Raw genomic sequence first — 17272 nt, 5'->3', positions numbered from 1 at the left:
AAACAGCGTGTACCTTGCGGTACACGCTGTTTAGGCTTATTTTTAGCACAAATTCTCAGCTGTCCAGCTGTTGATTTAAAGTATCCAGCAGCTCGGCCGCCTGGAGCTCTAATGCCTCCTTTGCGGCCGGAGTGATATACGCATTCATTTTCGGATCCTCAAGATCTCGGGTGAATTTCTCAAGATGGTGAATGGCCTGGGCTACTTGTCTTTTGAGTAAATGATGTTCGGTCTGCTTCAGGCTGTTCGCCAATTGATTCTCAAGCGGTTTCAGAATCTCTCCCGAAGCGGCGCGAAGATTGAATTCCTGTTGAAGCTGTTCCATCACTTGTTCCGCTGTTGCACGGACTTCCACCACTACCGAGTTGGAACGGACGCTGACACCGTTCAGAACAACCGCGGCTTGAACTTCAGCCCTTCCTGCACGGATCGCTTGAATGGAACCGGAATCGGACACGGTGATGATGCTTTCGTCAGAGCTCGTGTAGTTGATCGAAGCTTGAGCCAAGTCTGCGGGTTTTCCATTAAACAGGGTTCCGCTCATTGCAAGCTGTGCCTGCTCTCCAGCAGTGAGCACCGACGTATCCAGCTTCAATGCGACTTCTTTCAATGCGACAGGGAGCTTCTTGAGATGGGAGCCTTCCGCATAATAGATTCCACCATCCTCTGCCAAGGTCATGAGATGGACGTTGTCGGCTATTTTTTTGGATTCCATCGTTTCCGGATTGATAACCGTTAGTGTACGTCCGACCGTGGTGTAGAGCAGACCATCGTCGCCAAAACGGAGAAAATAAGGTCTCCATGTACTTCCGGACGGAGTATTCGGATATAGCAGCTTGCTCTTTTCGATCACCTGTGAAGCTGCGTCCATGGCGAACACGGAATATACGGTGGTTCCTGACGCTGTTTTCCCCCAAGTCACACCCCACAAGCGGCCGTCTGGCCCTTCCTTCAGGTCACCGATCAACTGATGTGATGCCATGCCGGGGATCGCAGGAGAGAATTCCTTGACTTTGCTTTTGGTTTTGGGATCAAAAATGAACATTTTGGCTTCCGAAGCCGCGGGGGTAGAGCCACCGCCTCCATGGATCGTTGTTCCTCCATAGACCAGTCCGTCTTTATAGGCAACGGACATCACGCTTTGATTCTCCACAATATCCGGAATGGTGGTCCAGGTATCGGTTGGTTCATCGTACATAGTCAATGCCCCTTTAACGAGACCATAGTCGGCGATTGTTCCGATGAATAGCTGGTCCTCGCCAGTTGCGAAAGCGAACGGCCTGCTCTGACCATCCTCAATATTGAATGCGAGCGAAGGATTGACGTCCTTCTTGTACGGCTGGGATGGATCGTATTTGTAGATGACAGCACCTCCATAGGTGCCGAAATATATTTTATCGTTTAAAAAGCCGATCCCTTCGATTTGTGGAAAGACACGTTCCTGCAGCTCATAGGCATTGGATTTTGGATCAAATATGGATAAGGCTGTATGGAAGCCTCCCATATACAGTTTCCCGTCCGGCCCCATCTCCAGGCTCTGAATATCAATGCCTTCGGCTTCAATTTCAGGCATGATCGTCTCCACCGACTGATCTTCAGGATCAAACAACACGTATTCCAGCTTTTCTGTTACCATGGCCAGCAAGGTTTTGCCGGCTTTATGCCCGGTTTGCGGAGTGACCCAATCATAGGCCCGGACCGTTGAATTTGGCAGAACGACACCCTCTAAAGGGATAATTTCATTGGTCGCCGTATTATAGGTCACCAGTTCACTGTTCACCACGTTCCGGAAATACACCAGATCACGGTCTAGTGGGGAAGGAGGAGAGATCATACTGTCAAAACGGGTTGGTGAAGGCCAAGGGAGAGATTGAAGCACTTCTTCGCTCTCTTCATCCAAAATAAACAGGGTAGTAGCGCCGGAACGTACGAACAGCTTTCCATTATACGACCAGATGTCGGCGATCATGTCATTGGCTCCGGAGTTCGGAAGCTTCACTTCAGATTTTTCACCTGTTTGTCGATCAATCTTGTATAAATAAGCAGGGTTTCCCACCCCGACATAGATATAACGGTCTGTCACCCCAATACCGCGGGCGTACATGACATCCTCTCGAACGCTTCCGAGATCACGGAAATGATTGGAGGCAATATCATACTCGAAGATTTTGGAGTTTGGGTACGTTGCACCGTAAATTTTGCCGTCCGAGGTGGCCGCCAAATCCCAGACCAGCTTTTCCGACGGATTGACGCCTACGGATTCCAACGTTTTCGCAGCAGGGGAATAACGATACAGCATGCCGTTCTCCACGCCGGACAGGTAAACATTGCCGTCGGACCCGAATGCTACACCGTATACCGTGTTCACGCCCTGCACCGGAGAGGAATAGAGGACTTGGCCGGTTGCGGCATCCAGTGCGTAAAAGGTCGAAGGCGTTCCGTTGGTTGCGAAGTAAACCTCACCATTGGCCATCGCAGCCCCGCTGGTTTTGACCGTTTTCGTCGCTGCTCCCAGATCAATCGGATCTCCGAAGGCAATGGGTACATCTGCTGCTGTGGCTGCAGACACCGTCATATGGTCGAAATAGGCGGTACTGTACCCGGCAGTTCCGGAGTACAGCATGATCTTGGCTGTAACGGCACCGGGAGGAGCGACGCCCTCATGCGTAAGATCCAACCAATCGCTGCTTACGGAGGATAGGGAGGCGCGGCTGTTGCTGATTTCCTTATGATTAGCATCGTAGTAGTATACAATCATCGCCACCGAGCCCTGTTCCAGCAAGGTTTTCACCGAGGAGACATAGCTGGTTCCTTCCGTGACCGGAAAGGAAGAACTGATTAATCCCAGTGATTTTGGTCCTCCGTCGACCATCTTTAAAGCATTGTTGCCTTCATAGCTTTTGGAGTCCGTGACCGAAATGGAATATTCGTCCGTCAGTGGTGACCAATAATAGGTCCAGCCCGGAATTTCACTGCCGCTTCCCAAGGCTTCAAAGCCCGCGTTGTTAATGACCGGTGAGGAATTGGAGACCATCTCGGGGGTGCTCTGGGCGAATCCAGAGCCAAGAGGCGCAAGCGAGCTTACACTCATGGAATAAACGAACAGGATGGCCGTTTTTTTTATCCAGGAATTCATGAACTTCCTCCTTTTATATGGACAGTTTCGAGAAGCCATTTGATAGTTGTTGATTGTTCTCTCCTTTCCGGTTCCATCGTGGGAAAAAATTTAAGTAGATTATAGGTGGGGCCATATATAAAGTCAACGTCTTTAAGTCTTCTATAAATACGCTGAGGCAACACCCCTTCAAGGACTTGTTCATCCTTTTATAGACGGAGATATCATCAACTCAAAACCCCAAAACATCCTCTCATAGAGTTACAAGACCTGGACTGCAGGAGATATCGTCCCGTTATCGAAATAAGAGGTCAACGAAATGATGGAGGTAAACCAAATGGCGGCTCAAAATATCTGCCTCTCTTCTTTGAAAAAGGAACCTTCGAGATATCAGTTGTATGGGATGAAGATCGTAAGTGTTCGATAGAAGATAAAATCAAGGTACTCGGATGTAACCTTTCCCTTTAATGAAGCGTTTTATTGTCTAGTGACAAGAAACTGTTACCTATGGGAGGACACGTATGCGTAAAATGAAGAACAACCGATTAACGAACAAAAAAAGCCCTCAACGGCTCCGGCGACTAATCGCGGTTATTGCCGCTGGAGCCCTTACAATCCATGGCGCAATGTCCATACTACCTTCGCAGGCGAACGCAGAAAGTGCTGATATTTCGATCCGTAATTGGCATCCTTCTTCCGTGCTCACTGTTCCCGAGCTGAAACCTTCCTGGACGGCTCAGGTGGACAACTATCTCAAAATGGACGAGGCCTATTCAGGACGCCATGCCGTTGCCAAAGAGGGCAAGGTGTTCACATTTGCCGGGAGCAGGCTGATTGCAATCGATGCGAAGACAGGTAAAAGGCTTTGGAGCTACGGCAAAGACCTGAAACCTTATCTTGTATATGATCATGGCGTTATTTATGGTCTAACTGCAGATCAAAGGCCCTACGCCGTAAATGCGAAAACTGGAAAATTGAAGTGGCAGTCGAAGACATCCATCTTGATTGATGCACGTTACGGAACAGAGGCATTGGTGCCGACATCCGACACGCTGTATGCGATCAAAGGGAGCATGACCTTTGCATTGGATAAGGCAACGGGTAAGCTGCATTGGAAAATGAACGAGCCGGCGGGAGAAGGTAACGGAACAGATTACTTACATGAGGCGGATGGCGTCGTCCTTCGGACTTTCCTTGTCCAAGGCGCGCTCACGTCCATCCAACTGAATGCTTATGACAAGAAGACGGGGAAGAAGCTATGGGAGGATTTCGGTCAGGGAGCAGCGCTTCAAATCAAAGACGGTCTTGTCTATTCGGTTGATTATTACTCGCCACTGTTGTTTGATTATCAGTCGCTGCCGGACCGCAAATTGATCGTCAATGTGTTTAACCTGAAAACCGGTGAAAAGAAGGGTACTCGCGAATATAACTGGAAACTGTCGGGAGAACCGCCATATCAGTATGGTGGAGGTAGCTCGTTTATGACCGGAGGGAAGTTATATGTCGATCAAGGCGATAAAGTGGCCGAATACCATTTTGATACCTATAAAACAGGCTTAGCTCCTCTACGGACGTTTCAACGTCCCTATGGGGAAGAATGGGAGCTGATCGGGCTCTTGCAGGAACGGCTGATTTTCCAGAACAGAAATACCGGCGGATTGGCCGGTTCCAAACTTGTGAATGGCAGAGTGATTGGATGGAACAGCGATGCACCAGCTGCCCAGATTGACGTGTATGGGAAAGGAATATATCGGGCTCAACGTAATGGTACTTTACTTGGCATCAATTTGTTGACGGCTAAGCCGGTTTTTAGAGTAAAGACGGGTGCGGATTTACACGAATCCACCCTAATGACAAACGGTATGATCATTATCCAGGCGGAGGGCAAGCTCCTCGGTGTAAAAGTACCAGCATCGCTGAGATAAACAAAGAGAAGCCATGTAAAAATGATCGTTTAGACACTTTATGACAGGGACTGGAAATGAGGATATCGCACAACACCGTAATCGAGGTCGCGAACGATATCGGCATATATTCTTAAAGAGATAAGGTAACACATGCCTTCTGTCGGCGTTAACCCGAGTGGACTAGATCTTCCCCAATTTGTCTATGCAGGTCTGGGTGGATAGAACCATTAAATACATTCTATTCCTTTAAACCCTCAAGGAAACCGCCTATTCTATGTGTATGCAATAAAATTAGTAAAGCAATCCGAGAGGGGGGATGGGGTCATGGAATCAATCCTTGATCAGCTGAACCATCGGGGAAGGAGAGCGGCTCTTTGTTACCATTCGATAATTTAGAAGGCTATCGCGACGCGGAAGCTTATGATGCGCTGAATGATTTGGATGAGACCATGGAAGGCAAGTTTTTCTTGGACCTAGGCAATCTTTCCGGCGGCCCTGTATTGGATGTTGCATGCGGGACAGGGAGGCTGACAATCCCTTTGGCTCAACAAGGCCATGATACGACAGGGATAGATATTACGGATGAAATGTTAGAAGCTGCAAAACGAAAGGCAGCCGAACTAAATGTCTCAATAAATTGGGTCCACGCTGATGCAAGACAATTTGAATTGGGTAGAACGTACCGGTTTATTTTCACAACCGGTAACTCATTCCAGCATTTTCTTGATAGAGAATCGGTGGATGGTTTGCTTAGAAGCATTCATAGACATCTGGATGAAAACGGCGTATTTGCATTCGAAACGCGCAACCCCATTCTTTCGCGCTTAGCAGTGGACGATGATTCGGAAAGGGATTCAGGTTCATGGGAGGATAAGGAAGGATTTCAATGCAGCAGTACGTACCTTCGCAAGTATGATCATAGAAAACAGTTGGAATTTTATAAGTTTACAAATCGGAGATGGAAGGCCGGGACTGATGTCACGGTAACCGAAGAAAATTTTGCACTTCGTTACTTTTATCCACAAGAACTTGAAAGTTTATTATATTATAACGGATTTAAGCTTGAAGAGATGTACGGAAATTTTGATAAAAGTGTATTCCAAGCCGATAGTCCGCTTATGGTTTGTGTCTGCCGGAAGCGTTAAGAAGGTTGAAGCCTCAAATATTATTGACCTTCTGTAGCAAATACGGTTGAATTTTTTTTGATAGATGCCTTAAGATCTAAAAGATTGCTCATAGGAAGTACATCCCCCACGTGAAGTCGGGATTTGTACTTTTATCTCGAAATTTAGCTCTAAAAAAATCCCATCAAGAACTTCATGACGGGATTTTTTATTTCAATGAATAGGGTTGGATTTGCAGACTGACTCTGTTTACTTCGAAACGTCTTTCAATGGATCCGAATCACGGCGAGCGGCTTTATCGATTTCTCGGTCCAGCTTCGATTGTCCTTGGATTTCTTCAGCTGCTTCCATTTGATCATTTAACTGGTCTTCGATTTGTCCGATTCCATGCGCTTCTTGATGCTGTCTGCTTGTAGCCATTAGGTTCCCTCCAAGTTGTATCTTTATAATCTCTGCATGACTACATTGCACCAAATTGCGAGATCTTATGCAGCCCTGAAATAACGAATTCATGGAATAAACATAACTAATCTAGACTTACTTTTTCCATTTTGATATCATTTGGAAAGACTTAGCTATTTACATCGTTATTTGATTTCAATTTATATTTCAGGATTTAAAGGCCATCCCTTCAGGATGGCTTTTGCTAAATGATGAGGGAGCAGCGAATCCGGGCTTTACGGCGGGTTCCCAAAGATCGATTGATGTATAGAGGTGCCTGGGGGGAGTAACATGCCGAAGCGAATTCTGCTTATCGAAGACGATAGGGAAATCAGCCAGCTGATTGAAAGCCATTTAAAACAGGAAAGCTATGAAGTGCTTATTGCAATGGACGGAGAGGAAGCGGAATCCTGTATTGACAAGGAAGAGTTTGACCTGGTCTTGCTGGATTTAATGCTCCCTAAAGTTAATGGCATGGACGTTCTAAAGCGGATCCGGGAAAAAAGCGTCGTTCCCGTGGTGATTATTTCCGCAAAGGGAAGCGACCTCGATAAGGCGCTTGGACTTGGATTTGGCGCAGATGATTATCTAAGCAAGCCGTTCTCCATGATCGAGCTGACCGCCAGAGTGCAGGCTGCCATTCGCAGGGCAACCCAATATATACGGACCGAAAGTCAGCCAATAGCGGATCGGATTCATTTTAGGGACCTCATCCTTGATTTAAGTACGTTTACAGCACAGGTCCGAGGTCAGAACATAACACTCACCCTCAAGGAATTTCATATTTTGAAATTGTTCTTAACAAATCAGAGCAGGGTGTTCACGAAAGAGCAAATCTATCAATTTGTCTGGCAAGATGATTATTACGGGAATGAAAATGTGATTAACGTTCATATCCGCAGGCTTCGTGAAAAAATCGAGGACGATCCGTCAAACCCGCAATTTATTCGCACTGTTTGGGGAATCGGATATAAATTGGGTGGGTAACCATGATTATCTTTCTAAGCGCATTGATTGCTGTTCTGCTCCTGATGAATATTTGGCAGTATGTTTCCCGAAGAAACTGGAATAGGCACATCCAGGAAATATCGAACAAAATGGCGGACATCATCGAACACCAAACCGCCGAGAAGGTGCTGCTCCAAACCGACCAGCCAGCGGTTCAACATTTGCTCATCCAAATGAACCGTCTTCTGGATTACAACCAAAGAGTGATTGCGGATTACGCCAGAACCAAGGATAGCCTGAAGAAAATGATATCCAACATGTCCCATGATTTGAAGACGCCCCTGACGGTAATTCTGGGGTATGCCGAGAAGCTAAACCATGACGAATCGATCACCGAAGAAGAACGGAAGCAGATGATCCAGCGGCTCAACGATAAGGTGAACAGTCTGGTTGCATTGCTTAACCAATTTTTTGATCTTGTAAAAATCGAATCGGAAGACTATGAAATCCCGCTCAGCAAAATTTCCCTCAATGAGATTTGCCGCCAAAGCGTGCTTGAGTTTTATGAGCTGTTGATATCCCAAGGTCTTCGGGTGGAGCTTGATATTCCGGAGCGTCCCCTTTACATACTTGGCAATGAGCAAGCGCTGCATCGAATATTGAGCAATTTAATATCCAATTCGATCCGGTATGGGAGTGACGGAGGCGTGTTTGGTTTAACTCTTCGGGAAGATGGAGATTCGGTTGCTGTCGATGTGTGGGATCGCGGAAAAGGGATCACGGAAGTCCACCAGGACCGCGTGTTTGAAAGACTCTACACACTAGATGATGCCCGAAATCCGCAATTCCAGGGAAGCGGGCTGGGTTTAAGCATCTCGAAACGTTTAACGGAGGCCATGAAGGGTTCGATTCAGTTAACGAGTACACCGTTTGAGAAAACGATGTTTACGTGCGTTTTTAAACAAGTGTCATATTAGTCCTTCCCAAGAGAGGTGTTCGGTCTGAACGCCTCTTTTTTACGAACTACAGAATGCAACATTTGATTTCAGCCTCACTTAAGAAACTTGTAAGGAATGAGTAAGAAAAATCATCCATTCTCTGCTTTAGGATAGAAGTAATCCAAAGAACGATTATAGACGGGAGGATCAAGCTCGCATGAATGAAGTCATTCGAACCCATGAGCTCACCAAAACGGTAAAAGGCAAAACGATTACCTCGAACGTTAATCTCACGGTAAAAAAAGGAGAAACCTACGGTTTACTCGGACCGAACGGTGCCGGTAAAACGACGATTATGAAAATGCTCACCGGGCTCATCATCCCTACATCCGGAGAGATTATGCTATTTGGCAAGAAGCTTACGGAATCAGCAAAGGACGGGTTAAAGCGAGTAGGAAGCATCATCGAGTATCCGATTTTTTTCGAGCATTTAACGGCGATGGAGAACCTGCGGATCCACTGCGAATATCTGGGCTTTTATGATCGAAAGGCAATCTCCCAAGCGCTGGATATGGTCAATTTACACGGGATTGATGACAAGAAAGTGAAGGATTTCTCGCTGGGCATGAAGCAGCGGCTCGGGATCGTCCGCGCTATGATTACGAAGCCAGAGCTGATTGTCCTGGATGAACCCACCAATGGGCTGGATCCCATCGGGATCAAAGATATGCGGGAATTGATCCGGATGTTAAACAAGGAATACGGCATCACGTTTCTTCTTTCCAGTCACATCCTGGGCGAGATTGAGCAGATGGCTGACCGAATCGGGATGATCCAGCAAGGGAAACTGGTAAATGAAGTGGCACTGGCGGACATACAGAAGCTGCGTACCGATTATATCGAACTGGTAACCTCGAATGTACAGAAAACGGTCTACTTGCTTGAGCATGATCTTCAAATTTCCAATATCAAAATCGTAAAGGACACAAGGATCCGCATATATGATATGAACCGGTCCACAAGCGACATTTCAAAGACGTTGATATCGAACGATATTGAAATCGAGGAGATCCAGAAGCATACGAGTACGCTGGAGGACTATTTTTATCATCAAATCCAAGGGGGCGGTAAGGTTGGCTAAACTGATTGAGCTCGAGTGGAGAAAATTAGATCAAAAAAAAGTTATTGGTGAAGTGATTGTCTACTGGGTAATTATTATGTTTTTACCAACCTTCTTTATAAAAGTTATCTTTGCTGATATGGCTTTTGTGGATTTCTCAAAAAGCTATGCAAATGCGTTAGAGCTGATGCTGCCGATTCAAATGGGACTTCTTCTGTTTGGCGCTTCCATGATTAATCATGTGTTTATCGAAGAATATAAGAATAAAACGATGTCTTTATCTTTTGGATATCCGATCAGCCGAAAGAAGCTGGTTATGGCAAAAGTGTGTTTTATCTTCCTGGCGGTTTTCCTGTGCACGCTTGTATCCTTTGTCCTGTCCGGGATCACCACCTATGTGATTGATCAGATATTCGATGTGATACATGGACAGCCAACGCTGGAGGACTTCATGGCCTTTACGGTCAGATCGATTGTTCATTCCGTCGTTGTCGCCCTGATCAGCTTTGTTCCGCTGTTTTTGTTCGGAATATGGAAGCGGGCAGTGATTCCGACCGTGATTTGCGCCGTGTTTCTTGCGCAGTTCCCTAACTTCACCGGACTGCTTCATATTACGTTAAATACGGATATGCTATATGGCGTGCTGAGTCTAATCGGCGTGGCCAGTGTGTACTTGTCGGTTGCCAAAGTGAATCAGGTGGGGGATATCTAGCGATGAAGACTTAGGCGGATTTTCGTATAATGCGATTATGCATCGAATCAGTTACCAGATAATCGCTCTCCGCAACCTCTCTCGGGATGAAAGATCTATCCTGTGACATGGTTGTGGAGTTTTTTTGTGCAAAATGAACTTTTATTGCCTTTGCCAACTCTTATCTATGGAAGGAGGGGGAACATGAGAATAAGCCGTCTTGTCAAACAAGCCAAAAATGGCAACAAGGAAGCTTTATTGCAACTCATCATGGCCGATCAGGACGCTTATTATCGTCTTGCTTATTCATATATGGGAAACGAGCATGATGCGATGGATGCCATGGAAGACATGATTGTATCCATTTATGAAAAGATCGATCAGCTACATAATATTGAAGCTTTCTACAGCTGGAGCAAAACCATTCTCGTCAATCGGTGCAAAACATTGCTTCGCAAAAAGAAGCGGTATTTACCTATGGAAGAAATGCATGAACCATCACATGCCGAATTAACTGACGATAATCCATTTCGCTATACAGAGTCTGCAATAGACATGCATGAGCTCTTATCCCGTCTGAATCCAAAGCAGCGGGAAGTGATCGAGCTTCGTTATGTTCACGATTTGCCGTATCAGACAATTGCGGACATGACCGGTGCACCCCTTGGCACGATTAAATCAAGAATGTCACAAGGAATCCAAAAGCTTAAAGTCTTGATTGGAGGTGATCGTTATGAGAACGATCAAGGAGAAATTACTAGAGCATAAGCAAAGTTTTAAAAGGATACAAGCTCCATCAGAACTTGAGGGAAGACTTCGGAATGCACTTCAGAAAGTTCCCGCTAAACCGAGAAAAAAGAATAAAGCTCTGCTATGGGTTGCATCAGCTGCTGCAGCACTCATTTTGATTGCTGGAATGTATCAATATCCTGCATTCGCTTATTACGGTGCGAAGCTGCTTGATCGAAACGAGTTGATCTCGTTCAGCTTTTCAGAAGTGGCGGAACAAGGCTACGGGCAAACGGTTAATAAAAGCAAAAAGTTTGACGACGGCTCGGTCATTACTATTAATGGTGTCATTGCGGACGATAATGCATTCTTAATGTATTACACCATTGATTTTCCAGCAGGATCCAAATTTGGTCCAGGTGATCGTTCATCTCATTACAACGTGGATAATTTACACGGATTTTTGACGGATTCGGATCCGAAAGAGGGGTATGGGAATTATAACCATGACGGCTCGCAATACAAAGGAGTGTATAAATTCGAGCCAGTTAGTCCATTCTCCAGAACATTAACGGCGACTTTCAGTAAATGGCAGGATAACGGGGAACAGGCATCTTCTGCGATCTCCTTCAAATTTGAAGCAAATAAAGCAATGAAGAGTATTATAAATCAGAAAATTTCAAAATCCGTTGCTGTCGATCAGGGAACTGTTCACTATGACACCATTACGGCCTCGCCATCCTCAACCATCGTGAGAGGGCATTATGAACTGGAGAATAAGGGACACCCATGGTTTTTTGCTAAAACAAAGCTATTGGTGAATGGAACCGAAGTGGAGTACTGGGGAGGAAGATCGAGCAATTACACCAACACGGGATTCCCTGGCTTTGATCTGGAATTCGATGTCCTTCCAACCGACAAGATAGAAACCATCGAGCTTATCCTCGAAAATTTCGATGGATATCAAAAAGTGGAGGAACCTATTTCGCTAGTCTCTCCATCTGATCAATCCATCCGAATAGGCAACGAAAAATTATGGATTCGCAGTGTAACAAAAACCGACAGTGGTTATGACATCGTGATTGCCAGAAAGCAATTTATCATTTTGGAAACGGACAGTTTATCCATACAAGTGGGGTCGAACGTTGTTCCCGTATCATCAATTTCCGCTGCACGGCCTTGGGATCTGAACAACGGTAACATTCTGTGGGAGCAAACGTATTCATTTTACACATCGGATAAGCCGGAACGCCTGTTGTTGGATGGATTCAAATATATAAAAACCTATAATAAAAAGATAACTATTCCTGTAGATAGCAAAAAATAAGATTATACGTTTTTATAACATCTTTGGTTTGAGGATAACGTTTGTAACCCTAGAGGCTAGTCACTTCCTAAAGAGAATGGCTGCCCTTTAGGGTTATTCTATTTTTAATATAAAACTATAAAGAGGCATACTTGGCTCGAAGAGCTTCCAAAACACCAAATAAGTAAAAAAAGTGAAACTATTGTAAAAAACACGAAATTGATAGCGCTTTCTTTTTGGGCCTATAATGAAACCACATGAAGCATAAGTAACACTTTGCGCTTAACAAATCAACTTGGAGGTGCTTGGATGCATCAGCGTGGTTATTCGAGGACCAGATTCAAGTACGTGAAAGGTGATGGATGCTTATGAGTATTTTGACACCTAATAAAAGCAGCCTAGTATGGCTGTTCACGGCCGGAATTTTAATCTTGGTTTTCCTGAGTGTCGCGATCATCGCGAAGCCGAAACCTTCAAATGCTGATCAAGAAGACGATTTTATCGCAACAGTCGATGGTTTTCCGATCCATGCAAATGAATTTCAAAGAGCGATTCATGCCAATAAATCCGGGAACATCCATTATTTCCACGAGAAATATGATGCTGGGCAGTCGGCCACATTTTGGACCACTTCTTACGGAGGAGAAATTCCGCTAGAGTTGTTAAAAGAGAAGGCACTGGAAAATAGCGTGAGTCTAAAAATTCAGCAAATCATCGCCAAGGAGCAGGGAGTGCTGTCTGAAATCAGTTACGACAGTTTCATACATAATCTCAATCATGAAAACGAGAGAAGACGAAAAGCCATCAAAAATAACCAAGTGGTTTTCGGACCCGCCCAATACACCGAGGAGGCTTATTTAGAATATGTGATGGGAAATTCCATTTTATCCGTCAAAAACCGCCTGATGGAACAGGAATGGAAGCCGACTGAACAGCAAATGAGAACGTTCTTCGAGACCAAAAAAGATAAGTTGTACAGAGCGTCGGCAACTGTGAAGGTGCAGCAAATATCCTTGTCTTTTCTTGATGCTAACCTGAGTACCGATAAGGAGCTCAAACGTCAGAAAAAGAAGAGAATGAATGCGGTTCTGGGGAAAATTGCATCGGGATTGTCATTTGAGCAAGCAGCCAAAGAACTCGGTCATGAGGGGAAAGTTACGGAGCAATCATACAATCTGGATAGTTACAGACATAACGCTAGGAGTCCGGTTGCTCAAGCAGCCGAAAAGCTTCAAATAGGTGAAGTTAGCGGAATTATTGAAGAAAACGGCCATTTTCATTTAATTCAATGTATTGAAAATGAGAAGGCTGACTCGAATTTCCTGTCATTTGATGAGATCAAGGAACAGGTGTTAAGAGATTACATTGATCACAGATATGAAGAGTATGTGCGCACGCGAATTGCAGATGCGCAGGTTGTTGTGAACGAAGAGTCCTACCAAAACTTCAAGATGTAACGTCCTATATAAGTTGATTATAAGAATACGACGCAGGCAAGGGAGTAAAATGATTCCGAAAAAGTGGAACGGTCGCCTTTGGTTTCAGATTTCTACTGTACTAGCTTATATACAATCAAGAAATCTGAAACCAACAGCGATTGCAGGAACATTTTACGTACATGCCCTGACATCGATCCATTCATTTTGTTCAACTTATATAGTTGATTTTACATAAATAAAAAATGAAGGGATGATATGCTTTGAGGCCAAGGTATATGAAAAAAGTGATTTGCATGGTTTCGATTTTCTCCTTGTTCTGTACGTTCTTCACCGCTTTGCCTGAACCAGCGAATGCTGCCGGAACAACGTATTATGTGGACAGCACCGGAGGAGACGACAAGAATAGCGGCACAACCCAAGACGCTGCATGGAAATCGCTGGATAAGGTCAATGCGACTACTTTTTCTCCAGGCGACAAGATTTTGTTTAAAGCCGGGGAGAGCTGGAACGGCAGACTGTGGCCAAAAGGTTCCGGCGAGAACGGACGGCCAATCATTATTGATATGTACGGAACCGGTAGTAAGCCGTTAATCGCCGGTGTAACGACTGAACTTGAAGCCGTCTTTTTGAAAAACCAGCAATATTGGGAAATCAACAATTTGGAGGTGACCAACAGCTCGCCATTGCCTTTTGATCGGGATTGGGAGAATCCGCGGGGACAAAGACGAGGTGTCTATATCTTAAATGAGGAAGCGGGCATACTGAATCATATTCATATTAAAAATATGAACATCCATGATGTCGATGGTTCCTATACCACACGTTCCGGCGGAATTATTTTCGATTCAGTCGGGTCGAATACGCCAAGTGCGTTTAACGATATTCTCATTGACGGAAATACATTAACGGATGTGGATGCCTATGGGATTTTCATAGGTTCTAACTGCATTTTGCGCTATGGGATGGGCGATTTATGGCCTTGGGTACCGAAGCCTTACGGGCCGTGGACGCCGTCTACCCAAGTGAAAATTGCCAACAATACCGTCATTAGAGCCGCCACGGGCGGGATTGCTTGGAATGTTACTGATGGAGCGATTGTCGAGCATAACACGGTGCAGCAAGCCACTTACCTGGCCACGAATGCTTCGATTTGGTGGGCTTATGCGGACAACAATCTCGTTCAATTCAACGAATCTTTTGCAAGCGTTAACGGAGCAGAAGACGGCCATGGCTTCGACGTGGATGCAGGGAACATCAATTCGCTCGTCCAGTATAATTACAGCCATGATAACGCCGGCGGCTTTATGCTTTTTGTTAACGATACCTATTACACGATCAATACAATCGTTAGGTATAACATCAGTCAAAACGATAGAAAAAGTATCTTCAGGTACAGCGGTTCAATTGATCATGTCTACAACTACAACAATACCGTTTACGTAGGAGAATCATCAGGCAATCCGGTCATGAGCGATTATTTCACCAAGGCTTCAGGTGCTCCGCGCAATATTAAAAACTATAACAATGTGTATTACAGTGTCGGTGATAAAGGATGGGATTTGACGGGCCAAACGTTTGACTATAACGCTTATTACGGTGGGAACACGCTGGTACAGGCCGATGCGCATGCGGTGACCGGCGACCCAAGGTTCGTGGATCCCGGAAGCGGCGGCAACGGTATGGATACCGTAGATGGGTACCAATTGCAACCGATTTCGCCTTTAATCGGCGCAGGCATTCGCATTAACGATAATGGGGGGCGGGATTATTACGGCAATCCATTATACAATGGGGCTCCCGATATTGGTGCCTACGAATACGGCGGTACCGTTCCTCCAGCGGGAGATATGCCGGATCCGATCGTCATTGTTCCGAAACGGCCCGATAGCACGCCAGTTGACAATCTAGCTACACAGGCAGCTGCAAGTACGACCTTTGCAACATCAACTTCGCAGCCCATAGAAAACATCAACGATAACTATTATGACATGGCTTGGTCTACCGATCCTTCGCCTTCATTCCCGAACTATATTACGCTCGATTTCGGTGATCAAACGATTTCTGCCAACCAATTGAAGTTAAATACAAGATTCGGTACAGAAATGGGAATCACGAATTTTGATCTTGAATATAGTAACGGTTCTGCATGGATTCCAGTTCGGACGAATATTCACCTGACTTGGGATATGAATGATGGCTCGGACGAGATCAAAACCGTGGAATTCCCGCTCACTCGATTTTCTAAAATAAGATTGAAAGTAAATGAGGGGAACCGCCAATCGGGACGTATTGCCCTGAACGAGCTAGAACTGTACAACAATCCGGATTTATCCAAGGACATGGTGAGCACGACCTTTGCTACAGGAGCAGGCACAATTGCCAATATTATCGACAATAATTTAAACTCGGCGTGGGGGAGTACGGGTGATGTGAGCTTTCCAGGTTATATCACGCTAGACTATGGCGAAAATGCTGTGCCCGTCAACGAAGTCACTTTGGTTACCTTCTTCGGCATTGGCCAAGGGATTACTCATTTCGATGTTGAGTATTACGATGGCAGCAGCTGGAACACGGCTTTATCCAATGCAAGGATTGAATGGAAGCTGAACGACAGCACCAAAGAACGGCATACGGTTACTTTTCCAACGGTTAACGCCTATAAACTTCGATTGAAGGTTAACGATGCGAATCGGATATGGGGAAACATTGCGCTTAATGAGCTTATTGTTAGCTATTCCTCTGAATCCGTACCCGTTACAGGAATTTCGCTCGATAGACCAGCGTTGACCTTTAATTCTTTGTCGGATCGCACAACTAAGTTACTCGCCACGATTGAGCCTGACAACGCGAGCAATAAAAAGATTTCATGGAGTACGGATCAAGCTCAGGTCGTTACGGTTGACGATAACGGATTGGTGACAGCAGTAGGGGAAGGGAAAGCAGTCATTACGGCAGCGACGGAGGACGGGAACTATAAGGCTGCCAGCAGCGTTACCGTCGATTGGACGGCTCCTGAAATTACGATCCATCGCGTTGTCACATCTGAATACAACACAGGTATATTTCAACCGAAATTTGAGCTCTCCGACAGCCTGACCGGAATCGACAATAAGAAAACAGAAGTAATGCTGGACGGGAAAGTGCTAAACACTGTAAGTGATATCCCAATGTACAAGCTTGATCTTGGAACACATACCTTTACGGTAACGGCCTTTGATTTGGCAGGGAATGCTGCAACAAAGTCTATTGAGTTTCAAGTCAACACAAGTTACGAGACGCTTGAGGAGTTAGTTCACCGTTTCGCAGACGTGGGGTGGATTGACAACCAAGGCATCGCCAACAGTTTGCTGAAGAAATTACAAAAGCAAAACCTTAGCAGTTTCATTCAAGAAGTACGTGCACAGAAAGGAAAACATATAGCTGCCGAGGCTGCGGGTTATTTACTTCGCGATGCAAAGGCTCTTCGCAATCAATAGAAGACAATCAATCAAAGACCAGGTTCCATGGAAAATGA

At 45.3% G+C, this 17272-nt stretch carries 12 protein-coding genes; 10 read left to right on the top strand and 2 right to left on the bottom strand.

What is annotated here, in order from left to right; genetic code table 11:
* Positions 1-55 precede the first annotated feature (55 nt).
* Positions 56-3136, bottom strand: coding sequence for an FIMAH domain-containing protein (locus NST44_RS22070; protein ID WP_340900617.1), 3081 nt, complete (start codon positions 3134-3136; stop codon positions 56-58).
* Positions 3137-3636: 500 nt separating this feature from the next.
* On the opposite strand from NST44_RS22070, the gene NST44_RS22065 reads away from it, so the two are divergent.
* Both NST44_RS22065 and NST44_RS22060 read left to right on the top strand, forming a co-directional pair.
* On the top strand, positions 3637-5040 hold the full coding sequence (locus NST44_RS22065) for an outer membrane protein assembly factor BamB family protein (protein ID WP_210094946.1): 1404 nt from the start codon (positions 3637-3639) through the stop codon (positions 5038-5040).
* A 356-nt stretch (positions 5041-5396) separates the two neighbouring features.
* A complete protein-coding gene (locus tag NST44_RS22060; RefSeq protein ID WP_210094947.1) occupies positions 5397-6167 on the top strand; it encodes a class I SAM-dependent methyltransferase in 771 nt (256 codons plus the stop codon).
* 228 nt (positions 6168-6395) lie between these two features.
* On the opposite strand, the gene NST44_RS22055 is transcribed toward NST44_RS22060, so the two are convergent.
* Positions 6396-6566, bottom strand: coding sequence for a hypothetical protein (locus NST44_RS22055; RefSeq protein WP_007131919.1), 171 nt, complete (start codon positions 6564-6566; stop codon positions 6396-6398).
* Between the two features lie 312 nt (positions 6567-6878).
* Here NST44_RS22055 and NST44_RS22050 point away from each other — a divergent pair, with 312 nt between their 5' ends.
* From NST44_RS22050 to NST44_RS22015, 8 genes are all read left to right on the top strand, one after another.
* On the top strand, positions 6879-7574 hold the full coding sequence (locus NST44_RS22050; protein ID WP_340900616.1) for a response regulator transcription factor: 696 nt from the start codon (positions 6879-6881) through the stop codon (positions 7572-7574).
* A gap of 2 nt (positions 7575-7576) precedes the next feature.
* Entirely contained in the window at positions 7577-8512 is a 936-nt protein-coding gene (locus NST44_RS22045; RefSeq protein ID WP_007131921.1) for a sensor histidine kinase, read from the top strand.
* Positions 8513-8690: 178 nt separating this feature from the next.
* A complete protein-coding gene (locus tag NST44_RS22040; RefSeq protein ID WP_007131922.1) occupies positions 8691-9614 on the top strand; it encodes an ABC transporter ATP-binding protein in 924 nt (307 codons plus the stop codon).
* Positions 9607-10305 (top strand): ABC transporter permease, encoded by a 699-nt coding sequence (locus NST44_RS22035; protein ID WP_007131923.1) that lies wholly within the window; start codon positions 9607-9609, stop codon positions 10303-10305. Before NST44_RS22040 ends, NST44_RS22035 begins: the two co-directional genes overlap by 8 nt.
* Before the next feature lie 183 nt (positions 10306-10488).
* Positions 10489-11052, top strand: coding sequence for an RNA polymerase sigma factor (locus NST44_RS22030; RefSeq protein ID WP_007131924.1), 564 nt, complete (start codon positions 10489-10491; stop codon positions 11050-11052).
* On the top strand, positions 11018-12340 hold the full coding sequence (locus NST44_RS22025; RefSeq protein ID WP_007131925.1) for a DUF4179 domain-containing protein: 1323 nt from the start codon (positions 11018-11020) through the stop codon (positions 12338-12340). Before NST44_RS22030 ends, NST44_RS22025 begins: the two co-directional genes overlap by 35 nt.
* A gap of 347 nt (positions 12341-12687) precedes the next feature.
* Positions 12688-13776 (top strand): peptidylprolyl isomerase, encoded by a 1089-nt coding sequence (locus tag NST44_RS22020; protein WP_028405743.1) that lies wholly within the window; start codon positions 12688-12690, stop codon positions 13774-13776.
* 257 nt (positions 13777-14033) lie between these two features.
* Positions 14034-17234 (top strand): discoidin domain-containing protein, encoded by a 3201-nt coding sequence (locus NST44_RS22015; protein ID WP_007131927.1) that lies wholly within the window; start codon positions 14034-14036, stop codon positions 17232-17234.
* Positions 17235-17272 lie beyond the last annotated feature (38 nt).

The organism is Paenibacillus sp. FSL W8-0919 (assembly GCF_038003785.1).
Lineage (GTDB): Bacteria > Bacillota > Bacilli > Paenibacillales > Paenibacillaceae > Paenibacillus_AQ > Paenibacillus_AQ lactis.
Note: the sequence above shows the minus strand (reverse complement) of the source record. Positions and strands in the feature narration are given on the sequence as shown.